At 35.8% G+C, this 10,641-nt stretch carries 8 protein-coding genes; 3 read left to right on the top strand and 5 right to left on the bottom strand.

The features are described from left to right. The first annotated feature begins 631 nt into the window (after nucleotides 1-631). The 3 genes from glnA (at nucleotide 632) to MRU_RS01785 (ending at nucleotide 4,993) form a co-directional block, all read left to right on the top strand. The gene (gene glnA / locus MRU_RS01795) at nucleotides 632-1,978 is read left to right on the top strand and encodes a type I glutamate--ammonia ligase (RefSeq protein WP_012955158.1); all 1,347 of its coding nucleotides are present in this window, start codon (nucleotides 632-634) and stop codon (nucleotides 1,976-1,978) included. A 227-nt stretch (nucleotides 1,979-2,205) separates the two neighbouring features. Further along, nucleotides 2,206-3,900, top strand: a complete 1,695-nt coding sequence (locus MRU_RS01790) for a DUF128 domain-containing protein (RefSeq protein ID WP_012955157.1) — start codon at nucleotides 2,206-2,208, stop codon at nucleotides 3,898-3,900. Nucleotides 3,901-3,955: 55 nt separating this feature from the next. Next, nucleotides 3,956-4,993 carry a sulfate/molybdate ABC transporter ATP-binding protein gene (locus MRU_RS01785; protein ID WP_012955156.1) on the top strand — a complete coding sequence of 346 codons (1,038 nt, stop codon included), beginning with the start codon at nucleotides 3,956-3,958 and terminating at the stop codon, nucleotides 4,991-4,993. 357 nt (nucleotides 4,994-5,350) lie between these two features. Here MRU_RS01785 and MRU_RS01780 read toward each other — a convergent pair whose 3' ends face one another. The 5 genes from MRU_RS01780 to MRU_RS01760 all read right to left on the bottom strand — a co-directional run bounded on the left by MRU_RS01780 (nucleotide 5,351) and on the right by MRU_RS01760 (nucleotide 10,618). Beyond that, the gene (locus MRU_RS01780; protein WP_012955155.1) at nucleotides 5,351-5,653 is read right to left on the bottom strand and encodes a DUF2097 domain-containing protein; all 303 of its coding nucleotides are present in this window, start codon (nucleotides 5,651-5,653) and stop codon (nucleotides 5,351-5,353) included. 211 nt (nucleotides 5,654-5,864) lie between these two features. Beyond that, the gene (locus tag MRU_RS01775) at nucleotides 5,865-6,167 is read right to left on the bottom strand and encodes a DUF2097 domain-containing protein (RefSeq protein ID WP_012955154.1); all 303 of its coding nucleotides are present in this window, start codon (nucleotides 6,165-6,167) and stop codon (nucleotides 5,865-5,867) included. Nucleotides 6,168-6,615: 448 nt separating this feature from the next. Further along, the gene (locus MRU_RS01770; protein ID WP_012955153.1) at nucleotides 6,616-7,482 is read right to left on the bottom strand and encodes a formylmethanofuran dehydrogenase subunit C; all 867 of its coding nucleotides are present in this window, start codon (nucleotides 7,480-7,482) and stop codon (nucleotides 6,616-6,618) included. A gap of 15 nt (nucleotides 7,483-7,497) precedes the next feature. After that, nucleotides 7,498-9,216 (bottom strand): formylmethanofuran dehydrogenase subunit A, encoded by a 1,719-nt coding sequence (locus MRU_RS01765; RefSeq protein ID WP_012955152.1) that lies wholly within the window; start codon nucleotides 9,214-9,216, stop codon nucleotides 7,498-7,500. A gap of 10 nt (nucleotides 9,217-9,226) precedes the next feature. Beyond that, entirely contained in the window at nucleotides 9,227-10,618 is a 1,392-nt protein-coding gene (locus MRU_RS01760) for a formylmethanofuran dehydrogenase subunit B (protein ID WP_012955151.1), read from the bottom strand. Between the last annotated feature and the right edge of the window lie 23 nt (nucleotides 10,619-10,641).

Genomic DNA, 10,641 nt, shown 5'->3' with positions numbered 1-10,641 from the left:
TGAAATCTACAATAGATATTTCTATTGAGTCTTCAAAAACCTAAAACAAAACACTAAAAAAAACCCAAAAACAAAACTACAGAACCCCCCAAAAAACCTAAAACAAAACACTAAAAAAAACCCAAAAACAAAACTACAGAACCCCCCAAAAAACTAAAACAAAACACTAAAAATACCACAGATATCACTATACACTAAAGAGAAGCCACCAGATCATGCCTATCGACCATTGCATAACTATAGGATAATCAAAAACGTCTTTTTTTAAGATAATTTATAAATGAATAGTTATTTGTTCAATTTTTACTAATAAAATTAAATTATTTCTAAAATTTTAACAAAAAATTAAATAAAATAATGAAAAATATTAAAAAAAATAAACTAATCCTTAAGATTTAAAAACTATAAGATAGATAAAATAATATATTAAAAAAATTAATATAATATTATAGATGGAAATATATTTCCGAAGAAAATATAATTTTAGAAATATACTTTTTAGAAAAATAATTTTTAGAAAATATAATTCTTAGAAAATATAATTTTAAGAAAATATAATTTAATATTAATTTTTTAGAAAATTTATTGCGATTAAGTTTATAATATTCCAAAGATTATGGAGAATGATTTAATGGAAAAAAGAATTCAAAATATTATGGAAAGAATGAAAGCAGACAATATCAAGTTTATTAGACTCCAATTTGTTGATTTACATGGAATTCCAAAGAATGTGTCAATTCCTTGTGAATTGGACAATATGGAAGACTTATTCACTGATGGAATCCTATTTGACGGATCATCCATCCCTGGTTTTGTTGGAATCGAAGGAAGCGACCTCGTCTTAAAGCCAGATATCAGCACTTATTCACCCCTTTCATGGAGACCTGAAGAGTCTGCATCCTGCAGATTCATATGTGACATCTATAATCCTAACGGAGAGCCATTTGAAGGGGACCCAAGAGGAATCCTTAAAAAAGCTTTAGCAAAAATCAAGGAAGAAGGCTACACCTACAACATAGGACCTGAACCTGAATTCTTCATTGTAGACACAGACGATGACGGATACCCAATTCCTCACGATACTGCAGGATACTTTGATGTAGAGCCTGTAGATAAGGGAACTGACTTCAGAAGAGAAATCACTACCAATTTACAGGAATTAGGCTTTGAAGTAGAAGCAAGCCACCACGAAGTGGGTTCCTTGGCCAAAACGAAATCGCATTCAAGTTCCGATGATGCATTAAAAACTGCAGATGCAGTGATTACATTCAAGCAAGCAATCAAAGCGATTGTGGCAAATATGGCTGATTTCGATGGATTCGACTACAGAGTGACTTTCATGCCTAAGCCATTCTTTGGAGAAAGCGGAAGTGGAATGCACTGTCACCAAAGTCTATTCAAGGATGGTGAAAACATCTTCTATGATGAAAACAGTGAAACTGGATTGTCCCAAGAAGCTATGTGGTTTATTGGTGGATTGTTAAAACACTCTGCAGCAATAACCGCAGTGACCAACCCTATCGTAAACTCATACAAAAGATTGGTTCCAGGATATGAGGCTCCAGTTTACATCACTTATGGTATTCAAAACAGGTCAACCTTAATAAGAGTGCCTGCAGCACGTGGAAAAGCCACCCGTATTGAATACAGAAGCCCAGACCCTACCTGCAACCCTTACCTTGCATTTGCAGTAATGCTTGAGGCAGGTATGGATGGAATAAAAAACAAAATCGACCCGGGAGAATCTGTTGAGATCAACATTTATGAATTGACCGATGAAGAAAGGGAAGAGAAAGGCATAGAATTGCTCCCTTCCAGTCTATGGGAAGCATACCACACCTTTGAAGAAAGTGAAATCATGAAAGAAGCTCTTGGAGAACATATATTCAATGCATTCTTATCTGCAAAGTATGAAGAATGGGATGAATACAGAGTCCAAGTGTTCAATTACGAACATAAGAAATACTTAAATTACTAAATAAAACACTGCTTGAAATATTCCTAGTGTAAACTAGTAAATAAAACTCCGCTTGAAATATTCCAGGCATAAATTACTAATTAGGTATTTTAAATTTATAGCTATTTAAATTTTAAATAGCTACTTTTTATTTTTATAAAAAACTAAAAAACATTGATTAATCTTTATTAAAGACAACCTTTCAATCAAACTTATTTTTATAAATCCTTTAGAAAGCAGGAGATTATATGTCAGAGTCCGAACATAGAATGATAGAAATCCTAAGAATCTTAAACACCCATGAAAAGCCAATAGGCTCAAAGGTAATAGCAGACGAACTTAAGACCAAAGGATACAACCTTGGCGAGCGTGCAGTCCGCTATCATATGCAAATTCTTGATGAAAAGGGATATACAGAAAAACAAGGATACTCTGGCAGAGTTATCACCGAGCTTGGAAAAAGCAAACTGGAAAAGGGCCTAATCTACGACCAGGTAGACTTCACACTGTCCAAATTCAAGGAAAGAATCTATCTCACCGACTTTGACTATAAGAAAAAGGAAGGAAATGTAATAGTAAACACTTCAAACATCCTTGAAAATAAGGCATTCGACATAATTAAGGAAGTATTTGCAGCAGGAGTCTGCGTAAGCCCACTGATAAATGCCAAAAAGACTGAAATCAACGGCAAAAAGGGATATGTGATGAAAACCATCTGTGGTACAACCATAGATGGAGTCTTCTTAAAGAACGGAATCCCTTCAATCCCACAATATGGCGGGCTTGTAGATATTGAGGATTACTATCCAACCAAGTTTTCAGAGCTTATCTCCTATAGGAAAACCTCCATCACTCCATTGGATGCATTCATAGCAAAAGGAATGACCTCTGTCCTTGAAGTTGCGGAGCATGGTACCGGAACAATTCCTGCAAACTTCAGAATAATTCCAGAAAGTGGTCTAGAAAAAGCTAAAGAAATCTTCGAAAAGCTTGAAAAAGCAGGAATTGGAGGAATCCTTGAAATCGGAGAAATCAGCGAAAACATTTTAGGAATTCCAGTTCCAGAAGGAATGGTTGGAATATCCATAATTGGAGGAATCACCCCATTCTGCGCAGCTCAAGAGATGAACTATAAGGTGGATATAAAGACAGGTGAGGAATTCATAAACTACAATAAGCTAAAAGAGCTTGAATCCTCCAAGCATAAGATAAAGCATGCTAAAAAGGTGGATTACAAGAAAACACCATTCATACTTACCAAATCATTAAACAGAGTGAATCAGGTCGATTATGACATTGAAACAGGTCATGGAAACATAGTGTCCAACATTTCATACCTCCAGAAGGAAGATCTTGACGATGCAATAAGCATTATGAAAAAGACATACAAGGCACTTCCAAAATACATGAATTCCCATTTCAGCATAGTTGACCATCCAGATGACAAAAGCAAAGTGGGAATAGCTACAGTCTGCAGCCTTAGCATTGATGGAATCCTAATCAAAAACGGAATAATGAGCACACCACAATACGGAGGACTTTTAGAGCTTGGAAAGCCACCTTTATTTGTTGAAATGATTTCATACAACGGGTCATCAATCGATCCACATAAGATATTCATCTTTAAAGATTTGACCCAAATAGCCAAACGAAAAAACCCTAAGAAAATCCTTGCATCAATCAAAGAGGTCCCATACATCGCAAGGCCTGAAACAGAGGAAATATTGGAGAAGATAAGCAAAGAAGGATTTTCCATATTTAAAGTAGGAAAACCAAGAGAATTAGTCTATAATGCAAAGGTAGATAATTATAACTTTGGAATAGTTACAGGAAGCGGATTGAATTTAATTGCTGCAATCAAGGAAAAAGGAATAAATATTGAAGCAAAAGCCGTTGAAACTGTCTTACCAATAGAAGACATGAGCCTGATTTATGAGCAATAATATAATCTATTTTTTGAACTTTATTTTTATTTTTTTATCTTGCGAGTGATGGAATATGAGTGAAAAATTCTTAAAAGTAAATATCCAAAAGGAACTTAAAGAATTTGAATTAGATATTGATTTTAAGTTAAATAAAGGATGTTTAGGCATTCTCGGCCCTTCAGGATGCGGTAAAAGCATGACCTTAAAATCCATTGCAGGGATTGTAAATCCAGACACCGGAATCATTAGCCTAAAGATGGATGAGGAAAACATATATTTTGATTCAGAAAAAAAGATCAATCTAAAGCCTCAAAAAAGAAACGTAGGCTACCTGTTTCAAAACTATGCCCTATTTCCCAATATGACTGTTGAGGAAAACATCGGAATCGGTGTATCCAAAGAGAAAAGGGAAAAAACAGTATCTGAAATGATAAAGAGATTCCATCTTGAAGGACTTGAAAAGAGATATCCCAGACAATTATCCGGAGGCCAGCAGCAAAGGGTTGCATTAGCTAGAATATTGGCCTATGGACCTGATGTTATCCTATTGGACGAGCCATTCAGCGCCATGGACACCTTCCTAAAGGAACAATTGCGTATAGAACTTGTTAATTCATTAAAGGACTTTGACGGATTTTCAGTTCTAGTAACCCACGACCGTGACGAGGCATTCCAGTTCTGCGATGAGCTTATCATATTGGATAAAGGAAAAATCATTGCAAAGGGGGAAACTCATGAAATCTTTGAAAATCCTAAAAAACTCGATGTTGCCAGACTTACAGGATGCAAGAACACATCTAGAATTGAAATTATAGATGATTATCATCTCAAATCCCTAGACTGGGGACTGACATTGGAAGTCTCTGAAAAAATCTCACCAAACATAACCCATATTGGAATAAGAGCGCATGACTTTGCTCCAGCCAAAAAAGATGAAGTAAATTCATTTGACACTGAAAATTCAAGCCTATTGGAAATGCCTTTCGAATGGGAGATAACTTTAGCAAACGGCTTATGGTGGAAACGTGAAAAGCAAATCCGCGAGCATGAGTTTGTAGTTCCAGACCATATAAAAGTAGATCCTAAAAATACAATATTGCTGGAAGAATAGTCCAATCCTATCTGAATTAAAAATAAGCTGATTTTGTAATAATAGAAAAAATAAAAAAGCATTAAAAAAATTGTTTCAAAAAAAATGAAAAATTGTTTTAATAAAAAAAATAAATGAAAAATTGTTTCAATAAAAAAAAGAAAATTAGAAAAAGACTAAAAAGAAAAAGAAAATTAAAAAAGAAAGGATTGAGATAAAAATATAAGGTTTCTAAATATTATAGCCTTTTTCAAAACTTAATTCTTGAGATAAAATTTAATCAAACTTCTTTTAAGAATATAGAGATACAATTTTTGGAAATGAAAATTCCGGAGATAAAGATTTTGATCAAACTTTTTCTAAAAGTTTGAAGTTTGACTAAATTACCTCAATATAAACAGATTCCTTTGATTCGTCTTTAGGCCAGTGATGCAATTCAATAATGTCTTCCTTATACTCCTCAAAGTCCACTTCAATGGTATCGGAAATGATTTCACCATCTAAAGCTATCATCACTCTGCAACTTGGTTTTCCTTTATAATCAGAAAGATCCACACCTAATATGTCTCCTTTTGCAGAAACACGATTGTATGCAATATCCACTTTATCAAATTCTTTAAAATTATTTTTAATATAATCTAGAACTTCATCAGAAGTCATTGTTAATTCCTTATCGACCATCTAGAGACCTCCTAAGGTTAATTATTTTCATTACAGTTCTACTATTATTATTAATTAAATTCTTGACTTTAAAAAATCAAGCTTTAAAATATTTTTAATATTAGGTTTATAATTATAGTATATTGTTTCTAATATATAAAATTATTTGTACTTAATCAAACTAATTAATGAATTATAAAAAAAATTGTTAAAAAAAAAAATAATAAAAAAGCTACAATGTAGCTTCAATGACAATCAATTTATCCTCATCTCCACCAGGCAAATGACGTGCTTCAATGATTTCATCCTTAACTGCATGCAAATCAATGTCTACTGCCTGATTCAAGAGTTCACCATTAAGCTGAAGAGAAAGAATCAATCCTTCACCGGTTTCCTCATCTTCAGGAGTGATTCCAAGCACAGTTCCTGGAGCAAACACCCTATTATAAGACAATTCAAAAATATCATCAACTTTTACTTCATTTCTTACATATTCTATAATATCATCTGGGTCCATAAGTATTTCCTTGACCATATTTACACCATTTTCATATAAGTTCATTTAAATTAAAATTACACATAATAATTATATAATTAATTCATATAAATGATAATTTAATTAATTAACAAATCAATTTAAAAGATTGAAAAAACTGAAGCTCAATTAATAAAGATTAAAAACTGAAGCTCAATTAATAAATTTAAATCAATAAAAATCGAGCATTAGAAATTAATTAAATTATGACTTAAGAAATTATAAAAATTATTGAAATAATTGAAATAATTAAAATAATAAAAATAATTATTAAAAAAATAAAAAAAATAAAAAAAGAGAATAAAAAAGAAAAAATAGAAAAATAGAAAAAGATTGGGAGTAAATTAGAACCTATGCTGCTTTAAAATTTAAACAAACCTTAAATCATACAAGATTCTAATTATCTTTTTCTAGATCTATAAGCAAACTTTTTTTTAAAAAGTTTGAATTATTGGTCTCTGTATTCTCTAATTGCGTTATATTCGTCGTCTTCTTCAATCCAGGTAGATAATCTGTCTCTGTTTTTCTCAGCATCGATTAATAAGGTACCTTTACCGTTTAAAGCAATGTCCCCTTTGTATTCGATGTATCTGCCAGGATAAGTGACTCCATCTAATTCAGGGTCTGTGACGATTCCTTGTTCTACGAAACCTTCAAGTAATCTTCCTACTTTACCGTGGATGACTATGTTACCGTTTTTCATCTGACCGCCAGGCCAACGGTTAACATTACCATCGATTTCAATGGTACCTTTAGTCATGTGAATACCTGCGAGAATATCACAGTCACCTAAAACGTGGATCTTACCACCGACTAAACATTCACCACATTGTTTTCCAGCGTTTCCGTGGATGATGATTTCTCCACCGGACATACCTCTCCATTCACCGATATAGGATGCACCACAGAATTCTTTGGTATTACCCATAATTTCGAGTTTTCCACCTTTCATTTCACGACCGGCGTGAGCTGCTACATTACCGAATACGGTAACAATTCCGCCAGACATTTCTGCACCTACGTGAAGGTCAGCGTCACCGTTAACAACTACTTCACCAGCGCTCATTTTACAGCCGATGTATTTTACTCTGTTACAATCTCCGTTTAAAATCATTTTGACTTCAGCAGGAGATTCTGCTTCTCCTTCAACGGTGATGTCAAAGTAATCAGTGATTGGGAATCTGGAGTTTCCTATAGGAACTTTGTATTCTGCAAAGTCCTCTTCGGTCCAAGCGTAAATGTTATCAGTGATTAACTCATCAAATTCTAAAGCAATTGAAGAAGTTTTCTTTTGATCAAAAGTAATAGTTTTCATTAATAAACACTCTCCTTATTTAGCTTCTACATCCACTACAGTAGGGTTAGGTACATAGTGGTCGTGTACTTGATAGTTTTCCCATTTGACAGAATAGTATTGAGTGAAGAAAGGCATTATGCTGTCTATGATTTGTTTTTCCTCTTCTTCGTATCCTATGACGTTGGTCCAAATGGTGTGGCTTTGTTTTGTAGATACAATGTCACCATCTTTAACAACGATTTGACCATCTTTGATAGTGTAGTAAGCATTGCTGAATGCTTTTTCAACACCTTCAGGGTCTCTGGATGGGTCAAAGTCATTAGGGTTGATGTCATATACTGCAATATCTGCGTTGTAGCCAGGGGTAAGTGCGCCTCTGTCAGCAAATCCGTGGATTCTTGCAGGAGCTGCTCTGGAGATTGTAGCGATTTCATAGAAGTCGTATTCTCTTTCAAGACCAGCTAAGCCAGTTCTTTTGGAAGCCCATTTGTGCACTTCACCATTGTCAATCATTTCCATCCTCTTAGGAGCACTCATCAACCAGGAGATGATCTTTGGATATCTGATGAAAGGACCTGCGTTAGGGTGGTCAGTGGTTAGACATACTTGCCATGGGTTTTCAATGTGCAAGAACAATTCAAGACCGATAGCCCATTGTAAGGTACTTACTGGAGTCTTAGGAGAGTAGATACATGGAATGATACCTGCTGCGGTTTCACATTCAATGTCCTTGTTAGCCCATTTTAATCCAGAAATCTTAAACAAGTCGTATTCCATAGGAGCGTCTGCAGTCATTGTAGTGGTTTCGTCGAAGGTTACTTGACCTACGTCACAAGTTACATATGGGTTCTTGTTAATGAAGTCAGCACATTCTTCAGCACCAGATGCTGCATCCTTCCAGCTGTTTCCTGTGTAGGAGTGGAACTGTAAGTGAGTACAGTGGATGGTTTGATCTCTTACGGAAGCAGATGGTTTAGTTGATTTTGCAATGTCTTTGATTGAGTCTAAAGTTGCAATGGTAGTAGGAACGTTTCCAGGGTGACCTAAATCGTTAGGGTGGATGTGTATAGAGTGTGGAAGTCCTAATTTTTCGTTTGCTTTTGCTAAAGCTCTTACAACTTCTCTGGAGGTTACGTCAAAGTATGGAGCCTTATCATCGTATCCGTGTACGTTCATACCCCATCCCCACGCTTCTGAACCACATGGGTTTACGATTTTTACACCGTATCCTTTAGATACTCTTAACATTGCTGCAATGAATGCTGCCAAATCGTCAATTCTGTTTTCTCTAGCATATTCCATTACAAACCAGTTGTTACCAAAGAGTGGCAATGGGTTAATGTCAATGTTAGGAATAGTGTTAATTTCTTCGTGTGTGTGTTTTGCTTCTAAAGGAGGCATAGCTGCTTCACAAACGGTACCGTATCCCATTCTTGAGTATCTGTATCCAGTGGTAGGACAACTTGGGATAGAGAAACCAGCCTCTGCTCTGGTTGTTTTGGTTTTTTGAGCTACTCCTCTTCTTTCATCTTCTGGTCTGTATAATCTACCTACAACCAATTTTGGTCCTGCAACGTGAGCGTGAGGGTCTACACCAGCAGGCATTACAATTTTATCAGTGACGTCTAATACTTCTGCGTCAGCGGATACGTCTTCAACGATTTTACCATCCTTGAAGCAGATATCCATTTTTTCTCCGTTTACTTCATTAGCAGGGTCGTAAACAATACCATTTTTAAGTATATATTCCATAAAAATCACCTTACTTATCTAAGAGACATGCGAGACCTTCATTAGGAACGTATTCATCTGCTACGTTAGGTTCTTCTCTGAGTTTCATTACTCTTTCTTTCAATTCACGTACAATCCATTCGTCATCACGACAGGTTTCAGGTTTGTCGATAGCTTTTTTCATCCAGATAGGAACACCGTCCATACGGTAACTGGTACCTCCACATTCTACAGAAATGAATGATCCAGGAAGTACTACATCAGCAAGCTCGGTGGATGGTCCCCAGTGAATATCGATTTGGATAACTGGAATGTCAGCTAAGTGTTGGTTTGCTCCGTTAGGGAAGTGAGCACCAGGGTCAGCTGCAATAACCATGAAACAGTCTGGTTCTTTTCTAACGAGTAAGTCGATTGTGTTGGTTTCACCCATCATATATCTTCCGTATCCTCTACAGAAGTCTACACCGAATGCCCAACCGGTTTCGTAAGCCATGAAGATGTTGAAACCGTTTACGTTAAAGTGACCTCTCATTGGAGTGAGTCCCCATTTACTGTTGGTGTTTAAGTCTTGTACCAATTTAATCGCGATGTCAATGTTTCTTTGCTTACCTAAGGTGTGGGTTAAACCTAAACCGAAGAAGAGAACACCGAATTCTGCAGCTTCCATTTCAGCAGCTAATTCATAGATGTCTTCTGCTGGAATACCGGAAACGGATTCAGATTGTAACTTTTTACCTTTGAGTACAGCTCTTAAAGCGTTGTAGAAACCGTAGTCACCGTTTTGTTCGAAACCAATCCATTTGTCAGACATTTTTGCAGTGTCTGAGAATTTAGGGTCCATAGTGATAACGGTTCTGTCGAATCTTCCTCTTTGTCTGAAGTATCCACGAGGGAATGCAGCATATCTTGCTAAGTGTCTTGGGTGAGAGTTCATAGCGTTGCTTCCAGAGTATGCAATAACGTCAGCTCTGTTTTTAACTTCCCCTAAGGTTTGGATAGGGTAACCTGCGTTTTGCATAGCTTGTAGACTTGGACCGTGACAGATGGTTGCTTGGTTATCGAGAACTGCTCCGATGTATTCTCCTAATTCCACACCTTCTTTCATACATTCGGTGGAAGTTTCAGACCAACCGTAGAATACAGGTCTGATGGAGTTTGCAATGTATTCAGCTGCAGTGTCAAGTGCAGTGTCCCAGTCAACCTCTTCAAGAACTCCTTCTTCGTTTCTTACCATTGGCACAAGTAATCTTTGGTCCATATCTTCCATTACCTTACTTGCACCTAATCTGCATGCGTGTCTTACGGCAACCACGTGACCGTTTTTAACTAAGAAATCTAAGTCGTCACAGTTACAACCGCAAAATGCACAAGTACAGTTTTCTACAATATAATCGTAATCAGTTACAGGTGGCTCATATGTCATGATCAATCAACTCCTCCCATTTA

Source organism: Methanobrevibacter ruminantium M1 (assembly GCF_000024185.1).
In the GTDB taxonomy this organism is placed as follows: Archaea; Methanobacteriota; Methanobacteria; order Methanobacteriales; family Methanobacteriaceae; genus Methanobrevibacter; species Methanobrevibacter ruminantium.
This window is presented reverse-complemented; position numbering and strand designations above follow the sequence as displayed.

Bases quoted from the DNA above. Each gene is read 5' to 3' on its own strand.
- glnA (WP_012955158.1), top strand. From the start codon at position 632: ATGGAAAAAAGAATTCAAAATATTATGGAAAGAATGAAAGCAGACAAT.
- MRU_RS01790 (WP_012955157.1), top strand. From the start codon at position 2,206: ATGTCAGAGTCCGAACATAGAATGATAGAAATCCTAAGAATCTTAAAC.
- MRU_RS01785 (WP_012955156.1), top strand. From the start codon at position 3,956: ATGAGTGAAAAATTCTTAAAAGTAAATATCCAAAAGGAACTTAAAGAA.
- MRU_RS01780 (WP_012955155.1), bottom strand. From the start codon at position 5,653: ATGGTCGATAAGGAATTAACAATGACTTCTGATGAAGTTCTAGATTAT.
- MRU_RS01775 (WP_012955154.1), bottom strand. From the start codon at position 6,167: ATGGTCAAGGAAATACTTATGGACCCAGATGATATTATAGAATATGTA.
- MRU_RS01770 (WP_012955153.1), bottom strand. From the start codon at position 7,482: ATGAAAACTATTACTTTTGATCAAAAGAAAACTTCTTCAATTGCTTTA.
- MRU_RS01765 (WP_012955152.1), bottom strand. From the start codon at position 9,216: ATGGAATATATACTTAAAAATGGTATTGTTTACGACCCTGCTAATGAA.
- MRU_RS01760 (WP_012955151.1), bottom strand. From the start codon at position 10,618: ATGACATATGAGCCACCTGTAACTGATTACGATTATATTGTAGAAAAC.